10 protein-coding genes are annotated in these 16,150 nt (G+C 67.3%); 6 read left to right on the top strand and 4 right to left on the bottom strand.

The features are described 5' to 3' along the window. The first annotated feature begins 65 nt into the window (after window positions 1-65). The gene (locus SSKA14_RS03260) at window positions 66-1,943 is read left to right on the top strand and encodes an aspartyl protease family protein (protein ID WP_040006939.1); all 1,878 of its coding nucleotides are present in this window, start codon (window positions 66-68) and stop codon (window positions 1,941-1,943) included. Window positions 1,944-1,986: 43 nt separating this feature from the next. Here SSKA14_RS03260 and SSKA14_RS03255 read toward each other — a convergent pair whose 3' ends face one another. From SSKA14_RS03255 to SSKA14_RS03240, 4 genes are all read right to left on the bottom strand, one after another. Next, on the bottom strand, window positions 1,987-2,394 hold the full coding sequence (locus SSKA14_RS03255; protein ID WP_040006937.1) for a hypothetical protein: 408 nt from the start codon (window positions 2,392-2,394) through the stop codon (window positions 1,987-1,989). 120 nt (window positions 2,395-2,514) lie between these two features. Further along, window positions 2,515-3,870 carry a Gfo/Idh/MocA family oxidoreductase gene (locus tag SSKA14_RS03250; protein ID WP_040009289.1) on the bottom strand — a complete coding sequence of 452 codons (1,356 nt, stop codon included), beginning with the start codon at window positions 3,868-3,870 and terminating at the stop codon, window positions 2,515-2,517. A gap of 65 nt (window positions 3,871-3,935) precedes the next feature. Continuing rightward, complete coding sequence (locus SSKA14_RS03245) at window positions 3,936-6,911, bottom strand: TonB-dependent receptor (RefSeq protein WP_008265187.1); 2,976 nt, start codon at window positions 6,909-6,911, stop codon at window positions 3,936-3,938. A 122-nt stretch (window positions 6,912-7,033) separates the two neighbouring features. Then, window positions 7,034-10,393 carry a TIM-barrel domain-containing protein gene (locus SSKA14_RS03240; protein WP_008265435.1) on the bottom strand — a complete coding sequence of 1,120 codons (3,360 nt, stop codon included), beginning with the start codon at window positions 10,391-10,393 and terminating at the stop codon, window positions 7,034-7,036. A gap of 322 nt (window positions 10,394-10,715) precedes the next feature. Here SSKA14_RS03240 and SSKA14_RS03235 point away from each other — a divergent pair, with 322 nt between their 5' ends. The 5 genes from SSKA14_RS03235 to nagA are packed head-to-tail and all read left to right on the top strand — an operon-like array spanning window position 10,716 to window position 16,086. Continuing rightward, a complete protein-coding gene (locus SSKA14_RS03235) occupies window positions 10,716-11,870 on the top strand; it encodes an SIS domain-containing protein (protein ID WP_008267043.1) in 1,155 nt (384 codons plus the stop codon). After that, window positions 11,863-12,801, top strand: coding sequence for an ROK family protein (locus tag SSKA14_RS03230; RefSeq protein ID WP_008265444.1), 939 nt, complete (start codon window positions 11,863-11,865; stop codon window positions 12,799-12,801). Before SSKA14_RS03235 ends, SSKA14_RS03230 begins: the two co-directional genes overlap by 8 nt. Before the next feature lie 16 nt (window positions 12,802-12,817). Next, window positions 12,818-14,152, top strand: coding sequence for a D-tagatose-bisphosphate aldolase, class II, non-catalytic subunit (locus SSKA14_RS03225; protein WP_008268376.1), 1,335 nt, complete (start codon window positions 12,818-12,820; stop codon window positions 14,150-14,152). A gap of 33 nt (window positions 14,153-14,185) precedes the next feature. Further along, window positions 14,186-14,962 carry a DeoR family transcriptional regulator gene (locus SSKA14_RS03220; protein WP_008265436.1) on the top strand — a complete coding sequence of 259 codons (777 nt, stop codon included), beginning with the start codon at window positions 14,186-14,188 and terminating at the stop codon, window positions 14,960-14,962. Then, entirely contained in the window at window positions 14,959-16,086 is a 1,128-nt protein-coding gene (gene nagA / locus SSKA14_RS03215; RefSeq protein ID WP_008267642.1) for an N-acetylglucosamine-6-phosphate deacetylase, read from the top strand. Before SSKA14_RS03220 ends, nagA begins: the two co-directional genes overlap by 4 nt. The last annotated feature ends 64 nt before the right edge of the window (window positions 16,087-16,150 follow it).

Below are 16,150 nucleotides of genomic sequence, written 5' to 3'. Positions count from 1 at the left end.
CCCGGTCGAATCACGCGCACCGCTGCGTTGCCATCGCCGTTCGACCCAATGACGAAGGTGATGCGATGCGATGGCGAGCGATGATGTTCGGCCTGCTGTGGATGCTGGCGGCTTCTGTACAGGCTGCCGAGCGGGATGCCGCAAGCGTGCTGGCGCAGGCCCGTGCGGCCAGTGGCGGGGAACAGTGGCAATCGATACAGCAGTTGCAGGCCGAGGGTGAGCAGTCGCTGGGCGGTCTGCACGGGCGGTGGGAGCTCAACCAGGATCTGCGCGCCGGGCGCTATGTCGAACAGGCGCAGCTGGGGGACTTCATCGTCGCGCAGGGGTTTGATGGGCAACTGTCCTGGCGGCGCGACTACGGTGGTGAGGTCGGCCTGCTGGACGGCACCGTGCCGCGCAGGACTGCACGAACGCAGTCCTGGCTGGTCATGCGCGCTTACTGGTCCAGCACCTATCCCGCCGCGCGCTTTGCACCGCCCCGCGCCGACACGCTGGACGGCCGGCGCTATACCGTCCTGGCCACTACCCCGGAGGGCGCCGACCCGATCGAGCTCTGGTTCGACACCCGCACGGGCCTGCTCGGCCGGGTGGTCATCGCCTCCCCGCGTACACCTACCGCTACCACGCTGGAGGACTACCGGAGCGTCGGCGGCCTGTTGCTGCCCCACCGCATCATCACCGACACCCTCGACGGCCAGGGCCATGCCGACCCGCGCCTGCGCAGCGACGCGCAGGTGCGGCGTTACCGGGTGAACAGCCCGGTGCCGGATGCGCTGTACGCACCTCCCAAGATGGCCGCCGACAGCTACATCGAGGATGCCAGCGGCACCACCCGCGTTCCGTTCGACCTGATCAACAACCATGTCTATATCGAGGCCGAGGTGGATGGCCAGCCGGCGCGCTTCCTGGTCGACACCGGCGCCATCAACCTGCTGACACCCACGGCGGCCAAGCGCCTGGGCCTGACCGCCGCGGGGCGCCTGAGCGTGCACGGCGCCGGCGACAACGCCAGCGACCTGGGCCTGGCACAGGCCCGTCACCTGCGCATCGGCGGCGCCCACCTGACCCACCCGGTGTTCCACATCATTGACCTCGGCCAGCAGATCAACTCGATGGGCGTGCCACACGATGGCTTCATCGGCTATGAGACCTTCCTGCGCTTCGTCACCACCTTCGACTATGGCGCGCGCGTGCTCAGCTTCACCCGGCCGGGCCACTACCAGGCACCCACCAACGCCGTGGCGCTGCCATTCGAACAGGACGACCGTGCGCCGGTACTGAATGGCGAGCTGGATGGCATTCCGCTGCGCCTGTGGCTGGACACCGGCTCTCGCAACTCGCTGAGCCTGAGCAGCCCGTTCGTGCGCACCCATGAGCTGCTGGAGAAGTACCACGCCAGCGAGGAAGCAGTGCTTGGCTGGGGCCTCGGTGGCCCGGGGCGCGCGCGACCGGCACGGCTGGGTGTGCTGCGCATGGGCGACATCCAGGTCAACGACCTGGTCGGAGACCTGTCCAGCACCGACAAGGGCGCGCTGGCCCTGGCCGACTATGGCGCGATCCTCGGCGGCGGCGTGCTGCGGCGCTTCTCCATGGGCGTCGACTACAACGCCAGGCGTCTTTACCTGGTACCCAACGCGGAAAGCACGCAGGCCGATGCCTTTGACCGCAGCGGGTTGTGGCTGCAGGCCGAAGACGGTGCACTGCGTGTGGCCGATGTGGCGCCGACCAGCGCTGGTGCGCGCGCGGGGCTGCGAAGGGATGACCGCATCATCACGATTTCAGGCGAGCCGATTACCACGCGGAGACTGGCGGACTGGCGTGCGCTGCTGCGTGAGCGCCCGGTTGGGACGCGCGTGGGCATCCGCTATCTGCGCGATGACCGGCAGGTGGATACCGAGTTGGTGCTGGCGGACCGGGTGAATGAGCGCTGGCCTGCCAATTGAGCCGGGACCGATTCGAACACAGTAGGACATCCATCGATAGCCATCATGGAATGCGGCTGCGCTGCGCCGGTTCTGCGGTACTGCCGGTGGATGGTCCGCCCGGTCTGCGCGCGTAGCTGTAATCGGGATCCCGGCAGGCGCGCACGATCGGACTTCGTGCGTGCCTGATCACGCCGGGGAACCAGGACAACACCGACACCGCGGCCCAGATCGCAGCCATCCAGAACCATTGGCCCGAGGCATACGCCCAGATCATGGGCAATGCAGCCAGCAGCACGACGATCTGCGTATACAGCAGGTAGAGCGTATGCAGGCCCAAACGGGGATCCGAGCGCAGCACCACGCCACATCCGACGCATGCCGTCATCGCTTGGCGTTTCCATGCAGAGCGCCATGAGAAGCGCTGTCCTGCAGCGCCGCAGAGCGGACAGGTGAAGGTCATAAATCGCATGCGCTGCCTCCCCTTCCAAATCCTGATGGATGCCACAGCATACGGCGGATTCAGCAACGCCGGGCATGACCCGGCGTTACATTCAATGCAGTCGAGCAAGCTCGACTCTACAAGAGCAGGTCAGTACTTGCCGTCGAACGCGAAGATCGGCTTGCGCTGCTTCCACGCGCCGGCGGTGAAGTCCGGGAACTCCAGCGTCTGGAAACTGTTGGCGATCGACTGCTCGCTCAACGGCGTGATCGCACTCCAGGTCACCGCGTCGTAGATGTCGATCGGCATCGGCGCCTTGGCCTTCAGCGCTTCCACGAATGCATGGATGACGAACCAGTCCATGCCGCCGTGGCCGGCGCTGGCTGCAATGTCCGCATTCTGCTTCCACAGCGGGTGCTCGTACTCGTCCTGGTACTTCTTGAACTCTTCCCACTGGTGCGGCGGACTGCGGCCTTCGATGTGGATCGAATGGTTCACGTCCATCCACAAACCCTTGGTGCCCTGCACGCGGAAGCCCATCGAATACGGGCGCGGCAGCGAGGTATCGTGCTGCAGCAGGATGGTCTCGCCGTTCTCGCAGGCCAGCGTGGTGGTCACGATGTCGCCCAGCTTGAACTTGACCCTGGTGCTGGGATGGGTGGTGCCGCCACTCTTGGCCACGGTGTATTCGTGCAGGCCGCGCGCCTTGGTCGCGAACGCATTGATGTGGGTGAAGCGGTTGCCGCGGTTGATGCCGGTGTACATCGCGCATGGGCCGATGCCGTGGCTGGGGTACAGCTCGCCGTTGCGCTCGACCGAATGCTCGGTGCGCCAGCGCGCTTCGCTCCAGCCCTTGGGGCCGAATTCCACGCCGCTGTCGTACGGCTGGTTCGGATCGCCGGAGTTGAACTTCACGCCGCGCAGGTCGTGCTGGTAGCCGGCCTGCAGGTGCACCAGCTCGCCGAACAGGCCCTGGCGCACCATCTGCAACGCCGCCATCACGTCGCGACGGTAGCAGACATTCTCCAGCAGCATGTACGGCGTGCCGGTGCTCAGCTGGGTCTTCAGCACGTCCCAGTGGTCCTGCAGGGTGATGCCGGCCACCACTTCGCAGCCCACGGCCACGCCGGCCTGCATCGCCGCAATCGCCATCGGTGCGTGGTATTCCCACGGCGTGGCGATGATCACGCCATCGATGCCCTTCTGTTCCAGCAGGCGCTTCCAGGCGTTGGTGTCACGGTCCTGGCCATAGGTCTTCGGCGCCGGCTTGCCGGCCTTGCTGACCATGTCCACGGCGCGGCCGAGCATGATCGGCTCGATGTCGCACAGCGCGACCACCTCGACGTCGTCGCGGCGCACCAGTTCCTTCAGCAGCACCAGGCCACGCATGCCGGTACCGATCATGGCCAAGCGCACCTTGCGCCCGCGTGCCCATGCCGGGGTCTGCGGCAGCAGGCTGCTGGCGGCGACAGCGGCGCTGGCCGCGATGAATTCCCTACGCTTCATGGCAAACATCTCTCCTCTTGGCAGCGTGCCGGCCGCAGCCGGCACGCCAGGTCACGCAAACGGAATTACTTGAACCGGTAGCCGATGGTCACACTGTAACCACGACCGAAGATCGTCGCGTAGTCACTGGAGTCACCCAGGAAGCTGTTCGGATCGTAGAACGGCAGGCGGTTGAACAGGTTCTTGACGGTGAAGCTCAGGTTCCAGGCATCATCCGGGCGCCAGGTGACGCTCATGTTGGCGGTCCACCACGACGGTGCACCGTCACACTTGCTCTTCTGCAGGGCCAGGTAGCCGCCGGTGCAGGTTTCCTTGTTGTTGCTCACTTCGTCGACCTGGTCGGTGGCCCACTTGGTGCCGCCCACATAGTTGACGAACATGCTGGTGGTGACCTGCTTGTAGGTCCAGTCGGCATTGAGCGTGGCACGCAGGCGCGGGTTGTTGTAGTAGCCCACCACATCGCCGTAGTACCAGCCGTTCTCCGCATCCATGTAGAAGCGGTTGCGGTTGGCGATGGTGGCGGCCAGGCCGATGTTCAGGTTGCCCCAATCACCCAGCGAGAAGCGGCTGCGCGCATCGATGTCGAAGCCGTCGATCAGGGTCTTGCCACGGTTCTTGTACTGGCCGACCACGCTGGCCACGTTGCCCGCCGAGTAGCCCGGCAGGTTCGCCGGGCAGCTCACGCCGCTGGCCGGATCGGCGCACATCGCCGCCAGCTGCGCCAGGTTGGCCCGGTCGCTGTCGGTGATAGGCGAACGCGACATCGAGATGATGTCTTCCATGCGGCGGTAGTCCGGCGCGACGATCTCGTTGTTGCGGTAGATGAACCAGTAGTCGGCCGACACCGACAGCCAGCTGGCCGGCTCGTAGACGAAGCCGAGGGTGGCGATCTTCGCCTTCTCCGGCTTCAGGTCCTTGTTCGGCTGGGTCATGCGCGCCACGGTACGGTTGCAATCGACGTTCAGCAGGGTCTTGCCGAGGTCGACATCACCCGGCCGTTGCGACTTCAGCAGCAGGTTGGCAATGGCGTTGGTCTCGTTGCAGCGCAGCTCGTCGCGGAAGCCGCCCAGCTGTGCGAACACGCCGCCGTTGCCGGACTCGGCCAGGCTCGGTGCGCGGAAGCCGGTGGAGTACGTACCGCGCAGCATCAGCTGATCGAAGGCCTGGTACTTGAAGCCGATCTTCGGTGCGATGTTGGCACTGAAGTTCGGGTACTTGTCCACGCGCACCGCGGCATCCAGTTCCAGCTTGTCGGTGATCGGCGCCACGGTCTCGGCGAACAGCGCATAGGTGTTGCGCTTGCCGTCGAACCACGAGCCGCCCTGCTGGGTGATCAGGCCGTTGGCCGCATCGGCGTTGCCCGGGGTGTAGAAGGTTTCGCGGCTGGCGTTGAAGCCGAACGCTGCACGCATCTCGCCGGCCGGCAGCTGGAACAGCGGGCCTTCGATCTTGCCGTCCAAGGTATGCAGGCGCGTCCACGACTGGATGTCGAAGGTCGGGAAGGCTTCACGGATCAGTGCGGCGTTGGCTTCGCTGATCTCGCCGAACTTGTACGCCGGATGATCGGAAATGATCACGCGGCCGGTGCCCGGATCGATCGTGTACGGGCCGAAGGCCTTCTCGAAGCCCTTGGTGTTGACGTTGATGGTCTGGTAGGTGGTGGAGTGGGTACCGGCGCTGGCGAACGCGGTTTCCCAGTTCCAGTCGCCCACGTTGCCACGCGCGCCGGCCAGCACACGGTAGCTCTTGTCGGTGTTGCGCTGGCCGAAGTAGTTGGCGCCGGCATCCTGCAGCAGGTACTGCAGGCCGACCACGCCGCCCATCATCGCCTTCAACTGCGGGCTGGCGTGGTTGTACTCGTTGTTCGGGCCCAGGAACGGATACAGGAACTGGTTGACGTTGTTGCCGGTGTTGCGCGAGAACCAGCTGGTCGGGTTGCCGGTGGTGGTGCCGTAGGTGCGCGGGGTGCCACCGTTGGCGCGCAGGTCGATGTCGGTGTAGGTCGCCTCGGCGAAGATCTCGGTGCTCTCGCCCACCAGGAAGGTGCCGTTGAGGTAGGCGGTGTTGCGCTCGGACTTGGCGCCGGCATCGATCTCGTTGTTCATCCAGGTTTCCCAGACGCAACGCGGACCGGCCGCTTCGCTGGTCAGCACGTTCCTGCAGCCCGGCGCCGCTTCCTGCACACGACGGCCGGTGACCGGATCGAAGGCGAAGTAGCTGCCCGGATTGAACTCGCCCGGCTTGCTGCCCACGCCCAGGCGCAGGTTGTTGAGGTAGTTCGGGTTGTTGACGTAGTACTGGTCGGGCCGCTTGTCGTAGAAGTCGCTCAGCGGAATCGCGTCGCGGCGGTACATGTTCACCGCGCCGTAGATGTTGAAGCGGTTCTCGGCCAGGTCGCCGAAGCCGGCGGTGATGCTGGCCTGGCGTTCGCCGTAGGAGTCGATGCGCGAGGAGGTGTCGTTGGTGAAGCTGACTTCGGCACCCTGGAAGTTGCGCTTGGTGATCACGTTGATCACGCCGGCCACCGCGTCGGTGCCGTACACCGCCGAGGCGCCGTCGGTCAGCACTTCCATGCGCTCGATGGCCGCGGCCGGAATCGCATCGATGTTGACGAACTGGGTCTGGAAGCCGGCCGGTGCACCGTAGTACGACAGGCGACGACCGTTCAGCAGCACCAGCGTGCCCTGTGCACCCAGCCCGCGCAGGTTGGCCTGCGAAGCACCGTCGGAACCGGTGAACAGCGAGCGCGCGTCCTGCTGTGCCGGACGCGCGGCCGGCAGGTTGTCGAGCACCTGCAGCAGCGTGCGCGCACCCATGTTCTGGATGTCCTGCTTGCTGATCACCTGCACCGGCGAGGCGGTTTCAACGTCGGTGCGGCGGATGTTGGAGCCGGTGACCTCGATGCGGGCCAGGTCGGTGGCCTTGTCCCTGCTGTCCTGGGCGAGGGCGGGAACGGCGACCGAGAGCAGCACGCCGGCGATGGCCAGCGACAGCGGAGCAATCGAACGACAGGGGGGGCGGTGGTGGCGGGCGGGCAACATCGGGGTTCTCTCCTGGCAGGGGTGCGGCGCGAATGGTGGATCGGCGGGCAAAACGCTCCCGGGCCACGGCCAACAGGGCCGTAGTCGGTATGGGCGGGGGGAGGAGCGGTGTTACGAGGGAGTCATGGGGCGACGATGCTGGCGGAGTCGCCCTCCTGGCCGATCAGCACGGCGTTGGCCCAGTTGGCACAGACCTGGGCGGGTTGGCTGCCCTGCGCACCCAGCGTGCGCAGGCTCAGGGTGGAAAGGCCACGGATGTCCAGCTCCGGCTTGACCACGCCGGGCGCCTTCACCAGGCCGCTGTCGTACAGCAGGCGGTTGTCGCCCCAGACCTGGAACTGCAGGCCACCGGCAGTGCGGCACGCATCGTCGATGCCGAGGTCGGCGCGCAGCAGGTGCCAGCCGCCCTGCAGGCGCAGGTCGATGCGGCTGTTGGCTGCCACGCCCAGGCCACGACGGAACTGCAGGCCGTTCATGCGCATGCCGGCATCGCCACGGAACGACTGGTCGGCGCGCACCTGGCTGGCCAGCGCGGCCGGCACCGGCAGCTCGGAGAGATAGCGCTGCCGGGCCGGTCGCTCCGGTTCCTGGTGCTCAAGGATGTGGAAGGTGGACAGCGCGATCGGGCCGACGTCGCGCGGCTGCAGCGCATCGAAGGCGCGGGCACTGCCCTGCGCTGCGGTGACCATCGGGTCGGTGCTGCTGGCGCCGTCGCCCTCCGGGTTCTGCACGCTCAGCACGCGGAACCGCAGCAGGCGGCCTGCATGCGCCGGGAAGTCGATACGCTGCACGCCTTCCTTCAGCTGCAGGCGGCCACGGGCAATCGGCTCGCCCCACTCGCCATTGCTGTCGCCCAGGTACACCTCGTAATCGCGCACCTGGCCGTGCTTCCAGTTCTTGTCGTTGCGCGGGGCGATGTCGATGCCATCGATCATCCTGCGCTCGCCAAAGCCGATCACCCACTCGTGTGCCCCGGTGCGCACCGCCTGGTTGCGCACGCTGCGGAACCAGGTGTTGGGATCGTCGTCGAAGGCGTTTTCCAGTGCGTGGCCGGGTTCTTCGGCCGGGCGGTTGACCACCAGCAGGCTGTCGGCCGGCAGTTCGCGGCCGAGCACCGGCGCGGCGGGGTAGGCATCATCGGCGACGGCAGCGGCCACCGCGAAGTCCAGCTGCAGCTGCAGCGGTTGGCGGATATCCTGCGCGGTTGTGCGCACATGCAGCGTTCCGCGGCGTTCCTGGGCGTCGAAGTACCAGCCTTCGGCCGCATTGCTGAAGGCGGCGGCGTCGGCCAATGCCGGCAGCGCGCGGCCGCCGGCCTGCACCGCTCGCGGCGCCTGCCGGCTGAGTACGCGCAGACCATAGCGACGCTGCGCCAGCTGGCCGTTGTACTGGCCCTGCACCGCATCGATCTGCACCTGCACCGGGCCACTGCCCTGCGCCGGTGCCTGCACGCGGATCACCTGCGTGCTCGACTCGCCCTGCTGGTAACGGCGGGTGTTGCCATCGTCTTCGTACAGCGTGTACTGCGAATCCCCCTGCGGGTACAGGTCGAACGTCACCTCATCCAGCGGCTTTTCGCCGTCGAACAGCATCGACGGGTACATCGGCAGGATCGCACCGGCACGCACGAACACCGGCAGCGTGGCCAGGTCGACCTGGCGATCCAGCTGGCGTCCGTCGGCGGCGGCCTGCACACGGCGACCATCCCAGTAATCAATCCAGCCGCCCGCCGGCAGGTGGATGTCGCGGCGCCAGCCGCGGCTGGCCGCCTGGCTGCGGTATACCGGCGCCACCAGCAGGTCGCGGCCAAGCAGGAACTGGTACTTGTAGGTCTCATCCTGCGCATGCGGATCGCGCGGGTTGTCCCACATCAGGCCACGTACCGGCGGCGCGCCGGACTGCGCGGCCTCGTGCACCAGCCCGTACATGTACGGGGTCAGGCGCATCTTCAACTTCAGGTAATCGCGGTTGATGCTGCGGTAGGGCTCGTCGTACCACCACGGGTGCTTGCGCGCGTTCGACGACCAGCCGCTCATGCCCATCAGCACCGGGGTGAACGCCTTCCACTGCAGATCACGGGTGAAGGTTTCGGCGCTGCCGCCGAAGATCGCATCGACGTCACCGCTGGCGTAGGCCATGCCGGACAGACCCGAACCGACCAGGGTCGGCACGTGCCAGCGGATGTAGTCCCAGCTGCTGCTCTGGTCGCCGGTCCAGGCCACTGCATAGCGCTGGATGCCGGCCCAACCCATCACCGTCCACAGGAACGGGCGCGAATCGGAATTGTCGAGGATGCCGTTGAACGCCTGGCGGTTGGCGTCCATCGCGAACTGGTAGCCCTTGCCGGTCCAGGCCACGTCCAGCTTCTGCACGCGGCTGCCGGCCTTGCCCACTTCCCAGGCGATCTTGTCGACGCCGTTCTCGGTCCACAGGCCGGTGCGGAAGCCGTAGCCGGCCAGGCCCTTCACCGTTTCCGGCAACTGCTTGTAACCGCAGCCATACCCATCGTTGGGCAGGATCCAGCCACCGGGCATGTCGTGGGCGCGGTACTGCTTGGCCACGCTGTCGATCACATCGGGCGTGGTGCCGGTCGGGCCGTCGCTCCAGCCCTCCGGCACGGTGCCGGGCTTCTTCGCATTGTCGCCGTCGTTGTAGCAATCGGCATCGCCGTAGGACAGCGCCCAGCGCGCGACCATGTTCGGGCGGCCGGTCAGCTGGGTGTAGCGTTCGATCAGCTTCGGCAGGTCGGCGCCGACGAAGTAGTACGCATCAAACCGATCTTCGCGATGCAGCAGCGTGGCCTGGTCGGGCTGGCGCAGGTCGTAGCTGCCATCGCTCCAGGTGTTGCGCAGCATGCCCCAGCCGCGGCTGCTGAGCAGCATCGGTGCCGGGCTTGGGCGGTCGCCCTCTTCCCAGCCGCCCGAATAGGACACCTCCAGCTCGCGGCCCTTGAACTGGTAGCGGCCGTTCTGCTGGCCACCACCGTAATAGCCTTCGTCGGCCTGCGAGGACAGCACCTGCACGCTCTGCGAGGCATCCAGGTCCAGCGGCTGCAGTTCCTGCCACAGCGTGCTGGGCTGGCCGTTGTCCAGGCGTTCCAGACGCAGGCGCAACGGCTGCCGCTGCACATGCAGCACCAGTGCATCGGTACGCACGCGGATTTCCTGCGCGTCTTCTTCCAGCTGCGCCTTTACGTTCGCCTTCGGTTGCGGCAGTACGATCGGCGCGGCCTTGTCGCCAGCGCCGGTCAGCGTGCCATTGCGGCCGGCCTGCACGCGGATGATGTCGGTCGCCGGCAGCTCGATGCGGATGCGCGCGCCCTTGTCGGTCTGCAGGTCCCAGCCCTGCACGCCGTCGCGGCTGTCGCTGGCGGCCACCGAACGCAGGTTGCCGACCGGCTCTGCCCGGGCCGGCAGGGATGCCAGCATCAGCGCCGGCAACAGGGCCAGCAGCAGCGGCGAGCGACGAACGCAGTTTTCCACGCGGACTCCCAACCCGTTCACCGGGCGTTTCGAAAGCGGTTGGGCCGACTCTAGGGCAGCGATTCGAAAGATGTCAACAAATTGAAAGGAAAAAGGAAGATATATTCCTTTGAAACGAAAGTTGCTGCGCCGCAATACTTTGTGTAAGCGCTTGCAGGCGCGTGTTAAGCATTGTGCGATACGGCATTCAACCCCTTCTTTCGTTTTCCCGAGTTACCTGCACAGGGCAAACCCGGCATCACATTTTCTTTCTTTTTGCTTTCGGTATTTGACATTTCGAAAGAAAACACAGATGGTGCGCTGGCCCAACTGGAACCTCCGAATGGACGTCACCCTGCTTTCCGATGTGTCCGCCTGGCAGCGCCTGGGCGGAGCCGATACCGCAACCGAAATCGCCCAGCAGCCTGCGCTGTGGGAAGCCCTTGCGCAGGACCTGTCGCGTGCCCGCGATCGCCTGCAGGCCTTCCTCGGCGACAGCCTCAACGATCCCGATCAGCGCGTGCTGTTCACCGGCGCCGGCAGCTCCGGCTTCATCGCCGAAATGGTGGCCGACGCGATCAACGCGCAGTGGCCGGCCGACGTGCGCGTGGTGCATACCACCAGCCTGCTGACCCACCCGGCGCTGTACCTGCAGCGCGACCGCCCGACCCTGCTGGTGTCGTTCGGCCGCAGCGGCTCAAGCCCGGAAAGCGTGGCGGCGGTGGACCGCGTGCGCAGCGACGTGGATGACGCGCGCTTCCTCGACATCACCTGCAACGCCGATGGCGAACTGGCCCGCCGCGGCGCCGGCCGTGCCGACACCTGCACCCTGCTGATGCCCTCGGCCAGCTGCGACCGAGCGTTCGCCATGACCAGCAGCCTGACCTGCATGCTGCTGGCTGCGCTGACCGTATTCGACCGTTCGCCGTGGGACGCGCGCATCGCACGCCTGAAGCAGATCGCAGCACTGGCCCGCGAAGGCCAGGCGCAGTGGGATGCGCCGGTGGCCGCGCTGGCGCAGCGCCCGTTCAACCGCATCATCTACCTCGGCAGCGGCCCGCTGGAAGCGCTGGCCCGCGAGTGTGCATTGAAGGTGCTGGAGCTGACTGCCGGCCGCGTGCTGGCACTGGCCAATACGCCGCTGGGTTTCCGCCACGGCCCGAAGTCGACGCTGGACGGCAACACGCTGGTGGTGGTGCTGCGCAGCGTGCAGCCGCTGGCGCGCCGTTACGAGCAGGACCTGCTGGAAGAACTGCGCCGCGACGGCGTGGCCGGCCAGGTGCTGGCGATCGGCCCGCATTCGGATATCGGTGCCGAAGACGAACACACCCTCACCGTGCCGGCACTGGACGACCCGTGGCTGGCGCCGGTGTGGCTGGGCTTTGCGCAGCTGTTCGCGCTGCAACGCTCGGCCGCGTTGGGCCTGACCCCGGACAACCCGTTCCCGGACGGCACCGTCAACCGCGTCGTCAAGGGCGTCACCATCCACCATGGCTGAGCTGATCGCCCACGCCGGCTACGGCATCGACATCGGCGGCACCAAGATCGAGCTGGTGGCGTGCGATGCGGCGATGCAGGTCACCTGGCGCCGTCGCGTCAGCACGCCGCAGGGCGACTATGAAGGCTTCCTGCAGGCGATGCTGGGGCTGGTGGCCGATGCGGATGCTGCACTGGGCCGCAACGACGCCGCCATCGGCATCGCGCTGCCCGGCGTGCGCGATCGCCGCACGGGTCGCCAGCTCAGTGCGAACGTGCCGGCACTGACCGGACACAGCGTGGCGGCAGATCTGCAGGCACGCCTGCGGCGTCCGCTGCACTTCGGCAACGACCTGCAGTGTTTCGCCCTGTCGGAAGCACATGGCGGTGCCGCCGACGGCTACCCCAGCATGTTCGGTGCCATCCTCGGCACGGGTGCGGGTGGTGGTTTCTGCCTGCACGGCCGCCTGCTGTCCGGCTTCAACGGACTGGCCGGCGAATGGGGCCACTGGAGCGTGCCCGGCCACCTGCTGCAGCGCCACGGCCTGCCGTTGATAGACTGCGCCTGCGGCCTGCAGGGCTGCGTCGAGCGCTACGTCTCCGGCAGTGGCCTGGCGATGATCGAACGCCACCTCGGTGGCAGCGCCATCGACGCCAGCGCGGTGATCGCCCTGGCCGAGGCCGGAGATGCGCGTGCGCGCCAGGCCCTGGACATCCACCGCGACCTGCTCGGCCACAGCCTGGCCGCGCTGGTGCTGGCACTGGACCCGCACGTGATCGTGCTTGGCGGCGGCCTGTCGCAGTACGCGCCGCTGTACCAGCAGCTGCCGGCCGCCATATCGGCGCATCTGTTCAACGGCGTGCAGGTACCCCCGATCGTGCCGCCCCGCTTCGGCGACGCCGGCGGCGCGCGTGGTGCTGCCCTGCTCGCCTGCCACCCCTCGTTTTCCTGATGTCCGGAGCCTGACCATGTCCCCGTTGCAGACCCTGCTTGCCTCCCACCGCGCCGGTGCCAACGTCGGCCTGTACAGCGTCTGCTGCAGCAACGAGCAGGTGCTGCGCGCGGCCATGCACGTGGCGCTGGCGCACGGCACCGTGCTGCTGGTCGAGGCCACCTCCAACCAGGTCGACCAGTTCGGCGGCTACACCGGCATGACCCCGCCGCAGTACCGCGATTACGTCGGCACCCTGGCCGATGAGGAAGGCTTCCCGCGCGAGCGGCTGATCCTGGGCGGCGACCACCTCGGCCCGAATGCCTGGCAGAAGCGCCCGGCCGCCGAAGCGATGACCCACGCCCGCGTGCTGATCCAGGCCTACGTCGCCGCCGGCTTCCACAAGATCCATCTGGACTGCAGCATGTCCTGCGCCGATGACCCGGTGCCGCTGCCCGATGCCATCGTCGCCGCACGCTCGGCCGAGCTGGCCGGGATCGCCGAGCGCACCGCCGACGAGCATGGCCTGCCATCGCCGGTCTACGTGATCGGTACCGAAGTGCCGATTCCCGGTGGCGAAGCCTCGCTGGCGGAGGGCCTGCAGGTGACCACGCCCGCGGCCGCCGCGCAGACCCTGGCCATCCACCAGCAGGCGTTCGATACGCCGCAGCTGCGCGATGCCTGGCAACGCGTGATCGCGATGGTGGTGCAGCCGGGCGTGGACTTCGACCACAGCAGCGTGCACGAGTACGATGCCGCAGCCGCTGGCACGCTGGCCGATTTCCTCGAACAGCAGCCGCGCATCGTGTTCGAAGCGCACTCCACCGACTACCAGCGCGAAAGCGGCCTGCACGCACTGGTGCGCGACCACTTCGCCATCCTCAAGGTCGGCCCGGCCGCCACCTTCGCCTATCGCGAAGCGCTGTTCGCGCTGGCTGCGATCGAAGCGGAACTGCTGCCGGCGGCGCAATGCTCGCGCCTGCCGCAGGTGCTGGACGAGGTGATGGTGGCGCAGCCGAAGTACTGGCAGTCCTACTACCAGGGCGATGACGCCGCACTGCGCCTGCTGCGCAGCTACTCCTTCAGCGACCGCTGCCGCTACTACTGGGGCGAGCCGGCACTGGTGCAGGCCGTGCAGACCCTGTTCGCCAACCTGGAACAGCACGCACCGCCGCTGGTGCTGCTCAGCCAGTACCTGCCGGAGCAGTACCGTGCCGTGCGCGAAGGCGCCCTGGCCAACACGCCCACCGCTCTGGTGCAGCACCGCATCGGCCTGTGCCTGGGCGAATATGCCCGCGCCTGCAGTGCCAACCAGGCCGGCCACCGCAAGCAGAACGAAAGTTCGGCCACCTCCGTTCCTGCGAACGGCTAATCTCTACCTTTCCCCGCGAAACCGAGAATGGCCATGCGCAACACCCGCTCCCGCCGGCAACAGATCCTGCAGCTGCTGATCGAGCACGGCTCGGTGCAGGTAGCCGATCTGGTCGAGCGCTTCGGCGTGTCGGCGGTGACCATCCGGGCCGACCTGACCCACTTCGAGTCGCAGGGGCTGGCCAACCGCACCCACGGCGGCGCCACCCTGGTGCGCACGCCGCCGCAGGAACAGGACATCCACGAGAAGGATGCGCTGAACCTGCCGCTGAAGGAGTCGATCGGTGCGCGCGCCGCGCGCCTGGTGCAGCCGGGCGACAACATCATCATCGATTCCGGCTCGACCACGATGACCCTGGCCCGCCATCTGCGCGCGCATCGCGACGTCACGGTGATGACCAACGGCCTGAACATCGCCTGGGAGCTGGCCAATGCAACCGGCATCAACGTGCTGCTGACCGGCGGCCTGCTGCGCCAGCAGTCGCTGTCGCTGCAGGGAAGCCAGGCCGAAGCCAGCCTCAACTCGTACAGCTTCGACACCCTGTTCCTGGGCGTGGATGGCCTGGACCTGCAGTTCGGCCTGACCACCCACGACGAAGCCGAAGCCCGCCTCAACCACCGCATGGTTGAGCGCGCGCGCCGCATCGTGGTGCTGACCGACGCCTCCAAGTTCGGCCGCGTCAGCCTGCACCGCATCGCACTTCTGGATCAGATCCACACCATCATCACCGACGCCGGCATCGACGACGCCTCCCGCGAGGGACTGCAACGGCTGGGCATCGAAGTGATCATCGCCGAGCCCACCGCATGACCGACACCCGTTCCCTGCATGGCCGCATCCTCACCCCGCTGGGCTGGCGGCGCGGCCATGTCCACTTCGATTCGTACGTGCGCCAGCTGCAGGTGGACGACCACAGCGGCGCTGACGATCTGCAGTTGCCGGTGATCCTGCCCGGCTTCATCGACCTGCATGTGCATGGCGCGGCCGGCGTGGACCTGATGCAGGGCGGCGACGTGGCGCGCACCATTGCCCGCACCCATCTGCGCTTCGGTACCACCACGCTGCTGGCCACCACCATGACCGCCGGCCTGGACGAAATCGAGCATGCGCTGCAGGGCGTGGCCACCACCATGGCGGCGCCCGATGCCGAGGCGGCCTGCATCGTCGGCGTGCATCTGGAAGGCCCGTTCATCAGCCCGCAACGGCTGGGCGCGCAACCGAACCGAACGATCGAAGCGACGCTGGCGCTGGTGCAACAGCTGCATGCACTCGCGCCGATCCGGGTGATGACGCTGGCGCCGGAGATCGGCGAGCACACTGCGTTGATTCCCGCGCTTGCAGCGATGGGAATCCGCGTGCAGCTCGGTCACAGTGCCGGCACCTACGAAGAAGGCGTGGCCGCGCTGCAGGCCGGCGCCTCCGGCTTCACCCACCTGTTCAACGGCATGACCGGCGTCGATCACTATCGCCCGGGCATCGCAGCGGCGGCGCTGGCGCACGCGCAGTACGCCGAGATCATTCCCGACCTGCAGCACATCCACCCCGGCGTGATCCGGCTGGCCGCACGCGCGATCCCGCGCCTGTATGCGGTGACCGACGCCACCGCTGCCACCGGCATGCCTGATGGCGAGTACGCACTGGGCGAGCAGCGCGTGCACAAGTGCGGCGGCTGCGTGCGCCTGGCGACCGGTTCGCTGGCCGGCAGCGCCCTGACCATGGACCAGGCGCTGCGCAACCTGGTGCGGGTGGGCCTGGATCTGGCCGATGCCTCGCAACGCGTTTCCACCTTCCCGGCCGACTACCTTGGCCTGGGCGATCGCGGCCGCATCGCGCCCGACGCCCGCGCCGACCTGGTGGTGCTGGACGCCGAACTGCGCCTGCAGCAGGTGGTGGTCGGCGGGCACGTGGTCAATTTGAACGCTGCACCCGCCTGACCTACCGCCGCTCCTTAACGCCGGAAATGCCTGACGCACCGCCTTTGTAGAGTCGAGCTTGCTC

Source organism: Stenotrophomonas sp. SKA14 (genome assembly GCF_000158575.1).
Classification (GTDB): Bacteria; Pseudomonadota; Gammaproteobacteria; order Xanthomonadales; family Xanthomonadaceae; genus Stenotrophomonas; species Stenotrophomonas forensis.
Note: the sequence above shows the minus strand (reverse complement) of the source record. Positions and strands in the feature narration are given on the sequence as shown.

Bases quoted from the DNA above. Each gene is read 5' to 3' on its own strand.
- SSKA14_RS03260 (WP_040006939.1), top strand. From the start codon at position 66: ATGCGATGGCGAGCGATGATGTTCGGCCTGCTGTGGATGCTGGCGGCT.
- SSKA14_RS03255 (WP_040006937.1), bottom strand. From the start codon at position 2,394: ATGCGATTTATGACCTTCACCTGTCCGCTCTGCGGCGCTGCAGGACAG.
- SSKA14_RS03250 (WP_040009289.1), bottom strand. From the start codon at position 3,870: ATGAAGCGTAGGGAATTCATCGCGGCCAGCGCCGCTGTCGCCGCCAGC.
- SSKA14_RS03245 (WP_008265187.1), bottom strand. From the start codon at position 6,911: ATGTTGCCCGCCCGCCACCACCGCCCCCCCTGTCGTTCGATTGCTCCG.
- SSKA14_RS03235 (WP_008267043.1), top strand. From the start codon at position 10,716: ATGGACGTCACCCTGCTTTCCGATGTGTCCGCCTGGCAGCGCCTGGGC.
- SSKA14_RS03230 (WP_008265444.1), top strand. From the start codon at position 11,863: ATGGCTGAGCTGATCGCCCACGCCGGCTACGGCATCGACATCGGCGGC.
- SSKA14_RS03225 (WP_008268376.1), top strand. From the start codon at position 12,818: ATGTCCCCGTTGCAGACCCTGCTTGCCTCCCACCGCGCCGGTGCCAAC.
- SSKA14_RS03220 (WP_008265436.1), top strand. From the start codon at position 14,186: ATGCGCAACACCCGCTCCCGCCGGCAACAGATCCTGCAGCTGCTGATC.
- nagA (WP_008267642.1), top strand. From the start codon at position 14,959: ATGACCGACACCCGTTCCCTGCATGGCCGCATCCTCACCCCGCTGGGC.